The following is a 17,284-nucleotide window of genomic DNA, read 5'->3' as shown; positions in this document are numbered from 1 at the left end:
TCACCTATATAGCAACAAGATAACAGCTAGAGCCACTATTGCAAGTGTAAATAATAAAAAACACATGGTGTAAATATAACGTTACACCCAGTTTTATTGTTGTATCGATATTGGATATCAACTCTCCATCGCTATTTTTAACAACAGATCTCGCTTAAAATAATAACAAACCATTTTTCACTTTAGGCCATTATGGAACTCGTTTTATCCCTATTGCAACAGATGTGTGTCTATTTAGTATTGGCCTATATGCTGAGCAAAACCCCGATATTCCTGCCTTTACTAAGCATGTCAAACCGTATTGAACACAAGTTGACCTGCTATGTCATATTCTCGCTGTTTTGTATTATGGGTTCCTATTTTGGCTTGCAAATAAACGACGCTATTGCCAATACTCGCGCGATGGGAGCAGTAATGGGCGGTCTGTTTGGTGGACCTGTGGTTGGTTTCGCCGTCGGACTCACTGGAGGAGTACATAGATACACATTGGGTGGCTTTACCGATCTAGCCTGTGCAATCTCAACAACCGCTGAAGGTTTAATTGGTGGCCTGCTGCACGCTTACTTAATCAAGAAAAACAAACCAGAGCAGCTATTTAATCCACTTGTAGTTTTCTCGATTACCTTTTTTGCTGAAGTCATACAAATGCTGATTATTTTGCTTGTTGCAAAACCCTTTGATCAAGCGTTCCAGTTAGTATCAACCATTGTTACTCCTATGATAATAGCCAACTCGGTTGGTGCCGCACTTTTCATCAGTATTCTCCAAGACAGAAAAACGATTTTTGAAAAATATTCAGCGACATTTTCTCGTCGAGCATTGACGATTGCTGAACGCTCTGTGGGGATATTAAGTACAGGGTTTAATGCCCATAATGCAGAAAAGATGGCACGAATCATTTATGAGGAGACCAGTGTTGGTGCCGTATCAATTACCGATAAAGACAAAATCTTAGCCTTTGTGGGTATCGGTGATGATCACCACAAACCTAATACACCTATTTCATCCTACTGCACCAGGAAAGCCATCGAAGAGAATGACATCATCTACATGGATGGCAAAGAAAACCCTTATCAATGCTCCATTTCTCATGATTGTAAGCTAGCGTCAGCATTGGTTATTCCGTTAAGGGCCGGAGATCAGGTTGTTGGAACCATTAAGCTATACGAACCAAAACGAAAACTGTTTTCTACCATTAATATGTCCATGGCTGAAGGCATTGCACAGCTGCTCTCAAGCCAGATTTTATTTGGCGATTATCAAGAGCAGCGAATACTGCTTTCCCAAGCCGAGATCAAACTATTACATGCACAGATCAACCCTCATTTTCTCTTCAATGCTCTCAATACTATTAGCGCCGTAGTGAGAAAAGACCCGACCAAGGCAAGAGCATTGATTCAGCACCTTTCTCACTTCTTTCGCAGTAACTTAAAACAGAACGTTGATATTGTCTCATTACGCGAAGAACTTGAGCATGTGAATGCCTACCTTACGATAGAAAAGGCCCGCTTTAGTGATCGACTAGAAGTCGATATAGACATCGATCCGGAATTACAAGATAGAGAGCTCCCGAGCTTTACCCTTCAACCACTGGTGGAGAACGCCATAAAACATGGTACCTCGCATATGCTTGAAGGTGGACATATCAGGATTTATAACCAATGTAACAGCAAAGGCTGCGAGATAATTGTTGAGGATAATGCTGGTAGCTACTCTGAACCTCAAGAAGGTCATCAAGGATTAGGCATGCAAATTGTGAGCAAACGCCTAACTCACTACTTTGGACATGATGGCTCACTCAAGACGGTAGTAAATAATAATGAATTTACTAGAATGAGCTTTATTATCCCCAATAAAAATATAAACAACGAATCGAATAGTGAAAGAAAGGACGGTACATGTTAACTGCATTAGTCATTGATGATGAGCTACTCGCGCAAGAAGAGCTAACAGAACTTTTACATGAAACCAACCAGATTAATGTGCTTGATAAAGCCAGTAACGCCATTGAAGGGTTGAAAAAAATCAACAGCCTAAAACCTGATGTGGTGTTTTTAGACATTCAAATGCCACAAATAAGCGGCATTGAACTGCTGGCGATGCTTGATCAAGACACGATGCCATCAGTTGTGTTTGTGACTGCCTTTGATCAATATGCGATTCAAGCATTTGAAGACAATGCCTTTGATTACCTACTTAAACCTATTGATACCTGCAGACTCAATAAAACCATCAGCCGTTTAGTCAAGCAGCATGAAAAAGAACTTAAACAAGCGGATATCACCATATTAGCACCAAGCTATTTAGAACAGATCCCCTGTATTGGCCATAACCGAATAGTGATCATTGCCAGTAAAGATGTAGAGATGGTCTATAGCGACATCAGCGGTGTTCATGTTCAATCTGCTCACCTTTCCGCATCAAGCCAGCTCACCCTTAAAACACTAGAAGAGAAAACAAACCTTCTTCGCTGCCATCGACAATATTTAGTTAACACCAATACGATCAAAGAGATAAAACTATTAGAGAATGGCTTAGCAGAAATCATCACCAACTCAGATCATGTCGTTCCTGTGAGCAGAAGACACTTAAAAGTGCTTAAAGAAAAATTGGGGATCATTTAGTCCAACAATCGCTTCATTGCAATAGACGCCTCTTTCCACTGAGATGACGATTGTAAGTCTGATAAAGTAAAAGCGTGTTTCTTGAACAGATGCCTTACTTGTGGCTCAGTTGTCACGACTAGGTTATCAAGCACATCAATTTGAGATTGCCTGTTGTTGCACATCAGCACCATATCACAGCCAGCATCAAGAGATTGCTGTGAGCGTTCTGCAGGTGTTCCCATAATACCAGCGCCATCCATATTGAGATCATCAGAAAATACGATCCCTTTAAAACCTAGCTGCTTCCGCAATACCTCTTTTAACCAATATGGTGAACCGCTGGCTGGCTGATCATCATAATGACTATAGATTACGTGGGCTGGCATAATGGCGTCTAACACCCCACTATTGATTTGCTTGGTAAATATGGCCATGTCTTCTTCAAAAATGGTACGTCTATCATCGTAAGGAGTTTCCAGATGGGAATCGGCAATAACACCACCATGCCCAGGAAAATGTTTCCCCGTCGTAGCCATTCCCACCTCTTTCATCCCTTTCATAAATGCGGTACTAAAACGCAATACAGATTGGGCGTTATCAGAAAAGGCACGGTTGCCGATAGCCTGACACTGATGACCAACATCAAGCACCGGAGCGAAGCTTAAATCAATATCATGAGCAATAAGCTCTGCCGCCATCAACCAACCAGCCTGTTGAGCTAGCTCTTCACCATTTGGCTGCAGCGCAAAGCTGCTAGCAGGGGGAATCAATGAGAAATGCTCACGAAAGCGTTGAACTCGTCCACCTTCTTGATCAACACCAATCAGAACTTTACCTTGGGTCACTTTCCGTATAGCGGTATTTAAGGCTGTAAGCTGTTGGTTATCATAATAGTTTCTAGCAAACAAGATAACCCCACCAACCGTCGGATGCTGCAATACCTCTTTGTCTTCTTGTGAAAGTTCATAGCCAGCGACATCTAACCAAAGCGGTCCCATAATTACACCTTTAATAACGAAAATGATTACAAATTATTGCTTGATGGCTTAACAAACGAAGTTATGCCCCAGAAGCTGAATAATAGCAGCAAAGCCTATCATCAAGTAACCGCATTTTTCTCTCGAGCAGTTCAGCTTAAATAAAGCCCAGTAAAGAAAACGTCTTATGCAGATGATATACTCAAGTAACCTCAAGGAGCTTGTTCAGCGAGAATTTATTGGCTTCTGATCAAGGCACTGATTTGAAGGCATAGTCATTCTACGGCAAGAATCAGTAACACAGGGCAGCAGCCAATAAAACTCGACCTTTGGAAGCGCATCAACATGTTCATTTCTGCGTCAGATAACCTTGAAAGGGAATGCCATTCCTTCGATTATCTTTCTTGAACTGAACCTGTTGATGTTGCTCTGAATCCTGCATCTTGAGGTCACTTGAGTATATACTGATGAGCGAGCTAACAATTTAAAATAGATAGGATTTTTTATGGAAGCAGGTGAACTCTATATAGGTGTGATGTCTGGTACTAGCTTAGACGGTGTAGATACAGTGCTCGTTCGCTTTGACCAAAACAAGTTAACACTGCTTGCAGAAAGCTTCTACCCTGTACCAGAACAATTAAAACAGGCGTTACTCGATATCGTTATCGGTCAAGAGACCACGCTGAAAACCATCGGTGAGTTAGACCATTGCTTAGGGCATCTATATGCTGACGCCATTAAGCAACTACTGGATCAATCTGGTTACCAAGCCCAACAAATTAAAGCCATAGGCAATCATGGACAAACTGTATTTCATCAACCCGATGGAACGGCTCCATTTACCATGCAGCTTGGTGATGCCAATATCATCGCCAGCAAAACAGGCATAACTACCGTAGCCGATTTTCGTCGTAAAGATATGGCTTACGGAGGGCAAGGAGCGCCACTTGTACCTGCTTTCCATCAATCCATCTTTCAAGCCAATCACTCTAGTGTCGTGGTGCTCAATATAGGCGGTATCGCCAATATTTCAGTGTTGAGACCCAATATTGCGACTATCGGCTATGATACTGGACCTGGAAATATGCTTCTTGATAGCTGGATCGCTGAACAGCGGTCTCAACCTTTTGATTTGAATGCAGAGTTTGCTTTGTCTGGCACAGTAAATAAAGGTTTATTGGCACTACTGTTACAAGATGACTTCTTTTCAAAACCCGCTCCCAAAAGTACTGGCAGAGAACGATTTAACCATAGCTGGCTCAACAATAAATTGGCGGAATATGGTCAAAAACTCGCTGCCGAAGATGTTCAAGCCACGCTCGTGGAACTGACCGTTATCACCATTAGCGATGAAGTTCGCCAATATAGCAATGGCACGTCTCCTGAGTTGCTTGTTTGTGGGGGGGGAGCGAATAATCCTTTAATTATGGCAAGGCTAAATCAGCTGCTAACAGGGTGGACGGTGGCAACCACCGATGAGCGAGGCATTAGCAGCGATTATATGGAAGCGATTGCGTTTGCTTGGTTAGCCAAGCAGAGAATCCACAATTTACCCAGCAACTTGCCGCAAGTAACGGGTGCAACGCGCCTTGTCTCACTCGGCGTGATTTATCCAGCAGATACAGAGGAAGTATAGATGACAAATGATGCCCTAATATCCGCCCTCTCCAGCTTAGTCTCAGAAGGGCGAAATCCAGAAACGATGGATATTGACTTACTCTCCTCTTTAGAGATTGTTCAGCGCCTTAATACGCAAGACAAAACCGTTCCTCTGGCGGTTGAAAAAGTACTACCTGAGATAGCGCTAGCCGTTGATCGCATCACCCACTCTTTCAAAAAAGGTGGCAGACTGATTTACATTGGCGCAGGAACCAGTGGTCGATTAGGCGTTCTCGATGCTTCTGAATGCCCTCCGACTTTCGGTGTGTCTGATGATATGGTTGTTGGACTTATTGCCGGAGGAAAAGAGGCGATATTCAAAGCGGTAGAGGGTGCTGAAGATTCGGAAAGCATGGGAATTGAAGATCTACAAAACATTCAATTTAATTGTGATGATGTATTGGTTGCTATTGCTGCCAGTGGAAGAACTCCTTATGTCATTGGCGCACTTCATTACGCCAATCGTCTCGGGGCAACGACCGTCGCACTATCATGCAATCCCAACTCACCAATTGCTGACATTGCCGCCATAGCCATTAGCCCCGTTGTTGGACCAGAAGCGTTAACCGGTTCCACCAGATTAAAGTCTGGTACCGCACAAAAACTGGTTCTTAACATGCTCACCACCGCCAGTATGATCCGCTTAGGGAAGAGTTATCAAAACTTAATGGTGGATGTGAAGGCCAGCAATAAAAAGCTTTCTGCTCGGGCGGTTCGTATTGTTATGCAAGCAACAGATTGTGATGCTACGCTAGCGAAAGCCCGCCTTGCTGAAACTCAATTTGATGTAAAACTGTCCATACTGATGATACTAACTGGCATGGAACTGCCACAAGCCAGACAGCAACTGGAGCAACAAGGTGGCTTTTTACGAAAAGTGGTAGAAAAACAGTAGCACAAGTCTTTCTAGTCACTCAATTAACGAGGGAGGTTTACTTACCCTCGTTCCAACCTCTTAACCATTCCATGCGGAACTTTTGTGCGCTAACGGTTCCTTCACATACGCCTTGGTAGTACGAACCAGAAAGACCTATTTGATATGCATGTTCAGGATTACAATACTCAGTTACTCCCCTTACGTAACCTTGGTCATACTCAGCTTGATTTGCCTCTCCTAACTTTTGCAACTCCGAAAACGAACGAGAGTGCTGACCTTTTATACCGTCACGGTAGCCAATATCAGACCAATTACCGCTCGCGGCTAAATCCTCAACACCAGCAGAACACGCTGACAATAGCAGCGCCAATAGAGAAAAATAGATTTTTAGTTTCATGTTATTGCCCTTAAATTGCTCACTCCATCGACTAACTGCAAAGTGATGTCTATCAATAAATAGTACCTTAAAACAGACAACATTGTTTTATAATGTCACTCAATCATTCTGTTTTTCTATATAGCGAAATAACTTAAAGGGGCTTATTTAACAATAATATATTTTCAAACCACCAGTTTGAACACATCGCGACTCCGCAGTCGTTCAGGACCATGCCGCCTCAGCTAGACAGAAAAATACTCTCACACAGCATAACGAGTGGCTCCCAACGTCGACACAGAGTTATCGAATACAATTAACAAACCACTCAATTACTATATCGACCAGTTAATTCAATATTTAACCGCTTACCTTGTCTCTGGATGCATTTGACCATCTCTCCTTTTAGTATCAACGCTGAAATATATAAATAATCAATATGTGGGACAATAATTATGATGTGGTTTCTATTCTGTATCGCTGCTTTAATCGGTGGGTACTTTATCTACGGCGCGTTCGTTGAGAAAGTATTCGGTATCAATGAAAAACGTCAAACACCAGCGCATGCGCTAAATGACGGCGTTGACTATGTACCAATGTCGACTAAAAAGGTGTATCTCGTTCAATTACTTAATATCGCTGGTGTTGGCCCAATTTTCGGCCCAATTATGGGTGCCCTTTACGGCCCAGCGGCATTACTATGGATTGTACTGGGTTGTATTTTTGCAGGCGCGGTACACGACTACTTTTCAGGCATGTTATCGGTGCGCAATAATGGCGCGTCAATTCCAACATTATCAGGTCGCTACTTAGGTAATGGTGCTCGTCACTTTATGAACGTATTCGCCATTGTGTTACTTCTGCTTGTGGGCGTGGTATTTGTTTCTGCGCCAGCAGGAATGCTGACCAACTTAGTGAACGAGCAATCAAGTATGGAAGTATCAAAAATCACCATGGTGATCATGATTTTCGCATACTACATTATCGCAACGATTGTACCAGTCGATAAAATCATTGGTCGCTTCTACCCATTCTTTGGTGCGCTGTTAGTCTTCATGTCTGTTGGCTTGATCGCTGCGGTAGGCTTCTCTAGCGAACACACCATTTTAGGTGGATACGCGCTGAGTGACATGTTTACTAATATGAACCCTAACAATCTTCCACTATGGCCTGCGTTATTTATTACTATCGCCTGTGGTGCTATTTCTGGTTTCCACGCAACGCAATCTCCTTTGATGGCTCGCTGTATGGAAAATGAGAAAAACGGTCGTTTCGTCTTCTACGGTGCAATGATTGGTGAAGGTATTATCGCTATTATCTGGTGTACTCTTGCACTAACATTCTTTGGCACCATTGACGGACTTCAAGAAGCGGTTAAAGCTGGTGGCCCTGGTAATGTTGTTTACTCTGCATCGTTTGGATTACTTGGTGTATTTGGTGGTATTTTGGCTTTCCTAGGGGTTGTTATTCTACCAATTACTTCTGGTGATACAGCATTCCGTTCAAGCCGTTTGATTCTGGCCGAGTACTTTAATGTTGAGCAGAGATCACTTCCAAAACGTTTACTGATGGCGGTACCTCTATTTATTATTGGCGGCATCCTAACTCAAGTAGACTTTGGCATTATCTGGCGTTACTTCGGTTTTGCAAACCAGTCAACCGCGACCATGATGCTTTGGACAGCAGCCGCTTACCTATTGCGTCACAATAAACTTCACTGGATTGCTACTGTACCAGCCATGTTCATGACAACGGTTTGTGTCTCGTTCATCATGAGCAGCGCTAAACTAGGCTTTGGTTTACCAATCAACATCTCAACCGTTATTGGTGTTGCATCTGCACTGGCTATCACGGCCTATGTAATTAAGACATCTAAAGGCAAGGGTGATTCTGAGTTGGCAGATGAAGAAAAGCCAGATGGTGTGACCAAAACAGCATAATAGTTTAATACTTCATATAAACGACTGACTATACAAAAGGGTTCCTAATAGGAACCCTTTTTTGTTGTGCTAGGATGACACGGCTATAAAGCGAGGCTAAATATTAACTAATATTTTTTATTTGCAGCTCTTTCGGTACTTCAAAAAACATGTTTTCTTCACGTCCATCTATCTCTTCGATGGTTTCTGCACCCAAGGCTTGAATACGAGCCAGAATGTTATCCACTAGCTCTTCTGGTGCAGATGCCCCAGCCGTAACACCCACTTTTATTGACCCATCTAACCACTCAGGAAGAATATCTTCTGGGCAATCTGTTAAATAACTGGTCGTTCCTAGCTTCTCAGCCAGCTCTTTCAGTCTGGTTGAATTAGACGAGTTTTTTGAACCAACGACAACCATCACATCCACTTTTTCTGCCAGTTCTCGCACGGCATCTTGGCGGTTTTGAGTGGCATAGCAGATATCATCTTTACGTGGTCCTTGAATGTTTGGATAGACCTGACGAAGTTTTTCTATAACCTCGGAAGTTTCATCTACAGACAAAGTCGTTTGGCTGACATAGTGAAGATGAGACGGATCATTCACCGAGAGAGAGTCAACATCTTCAGGTCTCTCAACCAGGTACATACCACCAGTTTCGCTTGAGTACTGCCCCATGGTCCCTTCTACTTCTGGATGGCCTGCATGCCCTATCAATACGACTTCCATATTCTTTTTGCTCGCACGGGCTACTTCCATATGGACCTTTGTCACCAGTGGACACGTCGCATCGAATACTGTCAAAGTTCGAGCTTTTGCTTCTTCACGTACGGCCTGCGAGACACCATGAGCGGAGAAAATCACAATGCTGTTGTCAGGAACTTCATTGAGCTCTTCAACAAATACAGCACCTCGTTGCTTTAATCCCTCTACCACAAAACGGTTATGAACCACTTCATGCCGAACATAGATAGGAGCTTGATACATGTCTAATGCACGCTCAACGATACTGATTGCGCGATCCACTCCCGCGCAAAACCCTCTTGGGTTTGCTAATAATATTTTCATGTCATTGCTCATTGCTATCTCTTTAACGCCGCTATTCTACAGATTTAATTTCAACTTCAAAGGTGACATCTTGTCCTGCTAGCGGATGATTAAAGTCTACCGTGACTGAGTCACCAGCAATATTAGTAATAATTCCGGGAATTTCATTACCATCAGCACCAGAAAAAGCCATGATTGCGCCTACTTCAGCATTCGCATCGCCTACAAATTTGGCTCTATCCATATGATGAATATTGTCTGGATTTGGCATACCAAACGCATCGGCAGCTTTTAACGCAATAGATCGGCTATCATCTTGTTTTAGACCAAGTAAATGCTTCTCAAAGTTGGGGCTTAAACTTCCATCACCCATAACAAATTTAGCAGGTTTACCCGACATATGGGTACTATCTGCTACTGAGTTGTCACTTAGTTTAATGGTGAAGTGGAGCGTAACAACACTATCTGACTGAATTGCGTTCACAGCGGTATCCTTTAATAGACAATTAAAATTTTTCTCTATTTAACCATCAAGCTTGTTTAGAAAAAACCTTTAGTTTTCTATGGATGTATAAACTGTGACAATAAAAAACACCAGAGCAAGGCTCTGGTGTTTTAAGTTATCTTGTTGATGTAATGAACATTACTTTGAACTCAAGTAACTGCAACTATTTGTCGTCATGAGTTCATTCGCGATGCTTTTACTCTGTTGGCTTTTTACGAAAGCCATCAAGGATGATCATCGCAGCGCCAATACATATCGCACTGTCCGCTAAATTGAATGCTGGCCAATGATAGTTACCCCAGAAGAAATCAAGATAATCCACCACAAAACCGTGCACTAATCGATCATACACATTGCCTATTGCACCACCAATTATCAAAGCGTAAGCAATATTGTTCCACTTTTCCTTTGCCGGCAGTTTTGACATCCAATAAACAAGCATGCCACAAACAATAAATGCGATAGCGCTAAAGAACCAACGCTGCCAACCACCTTGTTCACTAAGGAAGCTAAACGCTGCTCCATAGTTATGCACGTAAAGAAAATTGAAGAATGGCAAGATCTCTATACGATTATCCCAACCAAACCCCATACGGTTCATAACAAGGTATTTAATACCGATATCAGCAATAAACACTAGAGTCGCCAGCCAAAGCCAGCGTACTCCCGATTGCTGTAACGACATTGATTCTAATGACGTTGGTTCTTTATTCATAGCGATCCTAAATTAAGCAAACTGACGAGCTTCACCGTCACCTTCAACGTTAGAAACACAACGACCACAAATATTGTCATGACCTGCAATGGTGCCCACATCTGCAACATGGTGCCAGCAACGATCACATTTCTCTGTTTCCGCGGCGATCACTTCAACAAACAAACCGTCAATTTCAGTCGCCTGAGCAGAATCAGACTGTTCACTGATCCCTTTCACTTGCGCTTTTGATGTCAACAATACAAATCGAAGTTCATCACTCAGTTTATTGAGTTTCTCTGCTAAAGCATCATCTGCAAATAGTGTGACTTCAGCTTGTAAAGAACCACCAATTACTTTTTCACTTCGCGCCGACTCAAGCAATTTGTTCACTGCACCACGAACATCTTGAATACTGTTCCAAAACTCATCGTTTAGCTCATCACCTGCATCTAAAGCAAATAGCCCTTCATACCAAGTTTCGGTAAAGACAAACTTATTTCTGTCACCCGGCATCTGGTTCCAGATTTCATCCGCAGTGAACGACATGATTGGAGCCATCCAACGAACTAAGGCTTCTACAATATGGTAAAGCGCAGATTGACAGCTACGCTGAGCCAAGCCGCCATTTTTCGCCGTGTACTGTCTATCTTTAATGATATCAAGATAGAAGGAGCCCATTTCAATAGAACAGAACTGCATTAAACGTTGCATAACACCGTGGGTATTATACTCCTCATAGGCTTTGATGATTTCATCTTGTGCTGCTTTGGCTCTACCTACAGCCCAACGATCTAATGCGATCATATCTTCAACTGCAACCATATCGGTTTCAGGATTAAAGCCATTTAAGTTCGCTAAGAAGAAGCGAGCGGTGTTACGAATTCGACGATAAGCATCCGCACTGCGTTTCAATATCTCATCTGATACCGCAACTTCACCCGTATAGTCGGTTGACGCAACCCATAGACGAAGGATATCGGCACCCAGTTTGTTTGTGACATCTTTTGGTGCAACAACATTACCAATAGACTTAGACATCTTACGTCCATGCCCATCAACCACAAAACCATGCGTAAGCACTTGCTTATATGGCGCTACGCCTTTCATTGCAATTGAAGAGATTAACGACGATTGGAACCAACCACGGTGTTGATCCGAACCTTCTAAGTACATGTCCGCACTTTGGCCGTTAAACTCGTCACGATTATCTACAACCGCATAGTGAGTCACACCAGAGTCAAACCAAACATCTAAAGTATCTAGCACTTTCTCATACTTATCCGCATCTTCTGCACTCATTAGCTCGCTAGGATCAACATCCCACCATGCTTGAATACCCTTCTCTTCCACCAACTTAGCGACTTTTTCAATCAGCTCTGGCGTGTTCGGGTGCAAATCAGATGTTTCTTTATGCACGAATAGTGCAATAGGAACACCCCAAGTACGTTGACGAGAGATACACCACTCTGGACGACCTTCGATCATACCTTCGATACGGCTTTGGCCCCAATCAGGGATCCATTGAACACCGTTGATCGCTTCCAACGCTTTGCTACGAAGCCCGGCTTGATCCATTGACACAAACCACTGCGGCGTTGCACGGAATATGATTGGTGTTTTATGGCGCCAGCAGTGAGGATAGCTATGCTCATAAGCGTGATGATGTAATAAAGCACCACGCTCTTTTAACACATCCAGCACGGCATCATTGGCTTTGAAGACATGTTGACCAGCAAATAGCTCTGTATCAGGCAAGAATACACCATTTGAACCCACTGGATTCGCAACTTCTAAATCATATTGTTGACCAACAGCAAAGTCTTCTTGACCATGACCAGGTGCAGTATGAACAACACCAGTACCCGCTTCAGTCGTAACATGGTCACCAAGAATTGCAGGCACATCAAAATCATAAAATGGATGATTGAAGCGTGATAACTCAAGGTCATCACCTTTACAGAAACCTAAATTATGGAAGTGCTCTATACCGGCTCTGTCCATGACATCTTTGGCCAGTTCGGAGGCAACAATCAGTCGTTGAGGCTGATCGCCTTCAACTTGGATAAGTACGTATTCAAGATCGGCTCTAACGGCAACTGCTCGGTTAGCAGGTAGCGTCCAAGGCGTTGTTGTCCAGATAACAATTGAGATGTCACCTTCGCCTTGATGTCCATCAGCAATAGAGAACTTATTAAGTAAAGCCGACTCATCCGCCGCCTTAAACATCACATCAATGGATGGAGAAACCTTATCTTTGTATTCTACTTCCGCTTCAGCCAATGCCGAACCACAGTCAGTACACCAGTGAACAGGTTTAAACCCTTTCAGCAAGTGACCTTCGTCGGCAATTTTACCCAATGCACGAATAATGTTCGCTTCGGTAGAGAAATCCATAGTACGGTAAGGTTTATCCCACTCGCCCATGATGCCAAGACGCTTAAAGCTCTCTTTCTGTCCTTCCACTTGACCAGCAGCGTAGTTACGACACTTTTCACGGAACTCAGCAGCGGTAACCTTTTGACCCGGTTTACCTACTTTCTTCTCAACCATTAACTCAATCGGTAAGCCGTGACAGTCCCAACCAGGTACATATGGCGCATCAAAGTCCGATAACGTTTTTGATTTGATAATAATGTCTTTTAGAATCTTATTCAGCGCGTGACCAATATGAATATCACCGTTGGCATATGGAGGGCCATCATGTAATACAAAGGATTTTTTGCCTTTTTTTGCTTTACGGATTTCACCGTAAAGATCTTCTTTATACCAACGCTTAAGCATTTCTGGCTCACGATTGGCCAAGTTACCACGCATTGGAAACCCTGTTTCAGGTAAGTTCAGGGTATCTTTATAGTCAGTCATTGATTTCTGATTCCGTTGTGTTGGGCGACGTTAGACATTATTTAGTCGCAATTGATTGTCGACTAATTCTTTAGCTGACGCAGCCACACCCTCGCTGCCTCAGCATCCAATTTAATTTGTGCTTTCAACGCTTCGAACGACTCAAAACGTTGTTCATCTCGTAGTTTCTTTACTAAAGAAACTTCAAGCTGTTTCCCATATAGATTTTCATTAAAATCAAACAGGTGAACTTCCAGTTGTTGGCGAGTACCGTTTACTGTTGGTCTCTGCCCTATATTCGCAACACCACCGTAGCAATGTTCGCCAAGACCATGAACCTGTACAGCATAAACACCAGAGACAGGAGAGACACATCGCTTTAGCGGTATATTGGCGGTAGGAAACCCAATGGTTCTACCTAGCTTTTGTCCATGTGAAACACGACCATTTATACTATAAGCTCTGCCTAAATAGGCTTCTGCTTGAACCAATTTATTTTCCGCTAACGCTTTTCTAATTGATGTGCTGCTTACACGATGCTCTTGAACGCAAAAACTTTGAGTGTTCACCACTTCAAAGCCATACTTTTCACCCGCTTTCTTCAGCATATCAAAGTTACCGGCTCTGTTTTGTCCAAAACAAAAATCATCACCGACAACCAAGAATTTAACACCCAGTCGATTAACCAACAAGTCGCTAATAAAGGACTCCGCAGGCCACTGTGCAAAACGCTTATTAAAATTAACACAGAGCAACCTATCAATATTGAGTTTGCTCAGTTGTACAAACTTATCTCTAAGCCGTGTCAATCGAGCAGGAGCTTGACCGGTGGAAAAGAGTTCCATTGGTTGAGGCTCAAATGTCATGACCACTGATGGCAATGCTAATGACTCTGCTTTTTGCGATAGCTGAGACAACACTTTTAGATGTCCTAAATGAACGCCATCAAAGTTACCTATTGTTAAAACACAACCTTTATGTTGCGCTTTAATGTTGTGAATGCCTCTAATCAATTCCATTTGAACTTGCTATAAACTCAGTATTGTTAATTTATTTAGTGTGAAACCGACGGATTATATACCAATCCGTATTAGTCCGTAACTGCTTTTAAATGATTTAAGCGGATACCTGATATTAGCGCGGTTACAACATAAACTAGCCCACCAAAACCGATAAGCGTAGCGAGCATCATGACACGCTCCATTATGTTCCAACTTAGCCACTGAGACATTTCTGGTAACTGCCACAAAAGTGCGGCAACCATAGCGGCACCAGAAACAATCAATTTTGCTGTAAAAACAACGGTCTGCTTAGTAACGCAATAGACATTGGCTTTATGCAAACCTCGATACAACAAAGACATATTTACCAGAGCAGATAGAGCGGTCGCCATCGCCAGCCCCACATAACCATAGAAAGAGGCAAAAATAGCATTAAAGACCATATTTGACACCATCGCTATAATTCCATATTTAACTGGGGTTTTGGTATCTTGACGCGAGTAATATCCGGGAGCCAGTACTTTTATCAGCATGAAATTAAGTAAACCAGCAGCATAAGCAATTAGCGACAAGGACGCTTGATTTACATCATGAGGAGTGAACTCTCCACGCATAAATAGCACCATCAGCATAGGTTTTGCCAAAACCATCAAACCTAACATGGCCGGAAGACCAAGTAACAGCACCATGCGAATTCCCCAATCCATGGTGTTTTTAAATGCTTGATGCTGATTATCCACATGCTTTCTTGATAATGCAGGCAATATAACCGTCGCAATAGCGATGCCAAACAAACCTAACGGAAACTCCAATAACCGGTCAGAGTAATAGAGCCAACTGATGGAACCTGTTGCTAAGAAACTGGCAATGAAGGTGTCAAACAGTAAGTTTATCTGGCTGACGGATACGCCAAATAGAGCAGGAATCATTAACGTTCTTATCTTCACTACACCGGGATCACGCCATCCCCATTGCGGCTTAACCAACACCCCTTGCTGAATCAAAAATGGAATTTGAAATAGAAACTGGACTAAGCCTCCTAAAAAGACGCCTATCGCCAAGCCGACCTCTGGTTGTGACAGGTTAGGGGCAATAAACCAGGCAGAGGCAATGATCATGACATTCAAGAAAACAGGAGTAAAAGAGGAGACAGCAAATTTGCCCAAGGTATTCAGTATCGCCCCCGAAAGCGCGACGAAAGTAATAAACCACAAATAGGGAAAAGTGATTTTTAACATAAAGCTAGCCAGTTCAAATTTTCCAGCGGATGGGCCATCGTTTAACCAGTCTATAAACCAGCCGGCACCAAATAGAGCCGTCACTGCTCCTGAGCCAACAACACCAATAACCGTCACAATAGTCACCAGAACGCCTAACGTACCCGATACGCGGGCAATAAGTTGTCTGGTCTTTTCCTTATCCCCCTGAGCGTGATATTCGGTTAATACTGGAACAAAAGCTTGAGAAAATGCCCCTTCCGCAAATAGCCGACGAAGAAAATTAGGAATTTTATTGGCAAAGAAGAAAACATCAGCACTAGCGCCTGCTCCCATCAAATTTGCTACTACTACATCACGGACTAATCCGAGAATACGTGAAACAAGAGTCATCAAGCTAACTATTAAGCCTGATTTCAGCAGTCGCTTACTCACAAATACCTCTTTAAATGCTGTACCAATGCAATATACATATACTCAAATGACTTGAAGATACCTTTTCAAAGCGTGAGCTTTATTACCCATAGTCCTATACCACTGATTCTTGTTGTGGAATGACTATGCCTTCAAATCCGTTCCTTTGCCAGAAGCCAATAATTCTCGCCGAACAAACACCTTAAAGTTACTTGAGTATATTTAATAGCATTGGTCTGAAAATGCTGTTAGAATCCACGCCATCTTAACCGCGTTAACCTTACTATTCCAAATTTGAGTGAATTAGTTGGGTTTTTGCACAAATCATTTGACATATCGGCGATAAAGAGGCATATTCCTCCGCCTTAAATTGTCACCGAACTAAGTTTTTGGGAGTTAGACCCTTGGCAAACAGTAAATCTGCTAAGAAGCGCGCTATCCAGGCTGAGAAACGTCGTCAGCACAATGCTAGCCGTCGTTCAATGATGCGCACTTACATGAAAAAAACACTCGCAGCTATTGAAGCTGGCGATAAAGAAGCTGCAACTGCTGCACTAGCTGTAGTTACACCTCTTCTAGACCGTATGGCGACTAAAGGCCTTATTCATAAGAATAAAGCTGCTCGTCATAAGTCTCGTTTCAACGCGGCAATCAAAGCACTTTAATCTGCTTAGATAGTTACTTGAAACAAAAAACCGGCTTTCGCCGGTTTTTTTATACCTAAAATATCAACTCCAATAACACTCTTTTCTAATCATCCATTTTTAGTTTTATCGGTATTATTGAGTTGATTTAGTGGTTCTATATCATGCAGGGCAGTACAAAGCGTGCAGCAGTTTGATCATCTCTTTCACTTCGTGACTACTCAGTGAATAATAAACTGTTTGAGCTTCTTTTCTTGTCGCAACAAGCCCATCTCTACGCAGCCATGCGAGGTGTTGAGATAATGCAGATTGACTAAGTTCAAGCATGGTACAGAGCTCACCTACAGAAAGTTCTTGCTCATGAAGAATACACAATATTTGCAATCGTCTTTCATTTGCCATCGCTTTCAATAAGGCAACTGCCTTAGCGGAGTTTTTCTCCATTTCTTGTAGGTTCATCTAATAGCCTCCAACAAGCTAAATTTTATATGAGCTAATAATAT

15 protein-coding genes are annotated in these 17,284 nt (G+C 42.6%); 6 read left to right on the top strand and 9 right to left on the bottom strand.

The features are described 5' to 3' along the window. Positions 1-192 precede the first annotated feature (192 nt). The gene (locus tag F0227_RS01040; protein ID WP_171751303.1) at positions 193-1,905 is read left to right on the top strand and encodes a sensor histidine kinase; all 1,713 of its coding nucleotides are present in this window, start codon (positions 193-195) and stop codon (positions 1,903-1,905) included. Further along, entirely contained in the window at positions 1,899-2,624 is a 726-nt protein-coding gene (gene btsR, locus F0227_RS01035; protein WP_171751302.1) for a two-component system response regulator BtsR, read from the top strand. Before F0227_RS01040 ends, btsR begins: the two co-directional genes overlap by 7 nt. Here the strand turns inward: btsR and nagZ are convergent. After that, the gene (gene nagZ, locus F0227_RS01030) at positions 2,621-3,604 is read right to left on the bottom strand and encodes a beta-N-acetylhexosaminidase (RefSeq protein ID WP_171751301.1); all 984 of its coding nucleotides are present in this window, start codon (positions 3,602-3,604) and stop codon (positions 2,621-2,623) included. The genes btsR and nagZ overlap by 4 nt on opposite strands. 484 nt (positions 3,605-4,088) lie before the next feature. Here nagZ and F0227_RS01025 point away from each other — a divergent pair, with 484 nt between their 5' ends. Continuing rightward, complete coding sequence (locus F0227_RS01025) at positions 4,089-5,219, top strand: anhydro-N-acetylmuramic acid kinase (RefSeq protein ID WP_171751300.1); 1,131 nt, start codon at positions 4,089-4,091, stop codon at positions 5,217-5,219. Continuing rightward, complete coding sequence (gene murQ / locus F0227_RS01020) at positions 5,220-6,137, top strand: N-acetylmuramic acid 6-phosphate etherase (RefSeq protein WP_171751299.1); 918 nt, start codon at positions 5,220-5,222, stop codon at positions 6,135-6,137. A gap of 37 nt (positions 6,138-6,174) precedes the next feature. Here the strand turns inward: murQ and F0227_RS01015 are convergent, their stop codons facing one another. Beyond that, a complete protein-coding gene (locus tag F0227_RS01015) occupies positions 6,175-6,516 on the bottom strand; it encodes a DUF2799 domain-containing protein (RefSeq protein WP_171751298.1) in 342 nt (113 codons plus the stop codon). Between the two features lie 434 nt (positions 6,517-6,950). Between F0227_RS01015 and F0227_RS01010 the strand changes: the two genes are divergently transcribed. Then, positions 6,951-8,435 carry a carbon starvation protein A gene (locus tag F0227_RS01010; protein ID WP_171751297.1) on the top strand — a complete coding sequence of 495 codons (1,485 nt, stop codon included), beginning with the start codon at positions 6,951-6,953 and terminating at the stop codon, positions 8,433-8,435. A gap of 103 nt (positions 8,436-8,538) precedes the next feature. Here F0227_RS01010 and ispH read toward each other — a convergent pair whose 3' ends face one another. The 6 genes from ispH to murJ all read right to left on the bottom strand — a co-directional run bounded on the left by ispH (position 8,539) and on the right by murJ (position 16,158). Continuing rightward, a complete protein-coding gene (gene ispH / locus F0227_RS01005; protein WP_171751296.1) occupies positions 8,539-9,495 on the bottom strand; it encodes a 4-hydroxy-3-methylbut-2-enyl diphosphate reductase in 957 nt (318 codons plus the stop codon). Positions 9,496-9,514: 19 nt separating this feature from the next. Next, positions 9,515-9,946 (bottom strand): FKBP-type peptidyl-prolyl cis-trans isomerase, encoded by a 432-nt coding sequence (fkpB, locus tag F0227_RS01000; protein WP_171751295.1) that lies wholly within the window; start codon positions 9,944-9,946, stop codon positions 9,515-9,517. Positions 9,947-10,163: 217 nt separating this feature from the next. Beyond that, positions 10,164-10,682, bottom strand: a complete 519-nt coding sequence (gene lspA, locus F0227_RS00995; RefSeq protein WP_171751294.1) for a signal peptidase II — start codon at positions 10,680-10,682, stop codon at positions 10,164-10,166. A gap of 12 nt (positions 10,683-10,694) precedes the next feature. Beyond that, positions 10,695-13,526: an isoleucine--tRNA ligase gene (gene ileS / locus F0227_RS00990; protein WP_171751293.1), complete on the bottom strand. Its 2,832-nt coding sequence runs from the start codon at positions 13,524-13,526 to the stop codon at positions 10,695-10,697. Between the two features lie 62 nt (positions 13,527-13,588). Next, the gene (gene ribF, locus F0227_RS00985; protein WP_171751292.1) at positions 13,589-14,524 is read right to left on the bottom strand and encodes a bifunctional riboflavin kinase/FAD synthetase; all 936 of its coding nucleotides are present in this window, start codon (positions 14,522-14,524) and stop codon (positions 13,589-13,591) included. A gap of 71 nt (positions 14,525-14,595) precedes the next feature. After that, the gene (gene murJ, locus F0227_RS00980; protein WP_171751291.1) at positions 14,596-16,158 is read right to left on the bottom strand and encodes a murein biosynthesis integral membrane protein MurJ; all 1,563 of its coding nucleotides are present in this window, start codon (positions 16,156-16,158) and stop codon (positions 14,596-14,598) included. Between the two features lie 383 nt (positions 16,159-16,541). Between murJ and rpsT the strand changes: the two genes are divergently transcribed. Then, positions 16,542-16,802, top strand: coding sequence for a 30S ribosomal protein S20 (gene rpsT, locus F0227_RS00975; RefSeq protein WP_171751290.1), 261 nt, complete (start codon positions 16,542-16,544; stop codon positions 16,800-16,802). A gap of 141 nt (positions 16,803-16,943) precedes the next feature. Here rpsT and F0227_RS00970 read toward each other — a convergent pair whose 3' ends face one another. Continuing rightward, positions 16,944-17,240, bottom strand: coding sequence for a metalloregulator ArsR/SmtB family transcription factor (locus tag F0227_RS00970; protein ID WP_171751289.1), 297 nt, complete (start codon positions 17,238-17,240; stop codon positions 16,944-16,946). Positions 17,241-17,284: the final 44 nt, after the last annotated feature.

Origin of the sequence: Vibrio sp. 99-8-1, assembly GCF_013114595.1 — a bacterium.
In the GTDB taxonomy this organism is placed as follows: Bacteria; Pseudomonadota; Gammaproteobacteria; order Enterobacterales; family Vibrionaceae; genus Vibrio.
This window is presented reverse-complemented; position numbering and strand designations above follow the sequence as displayed.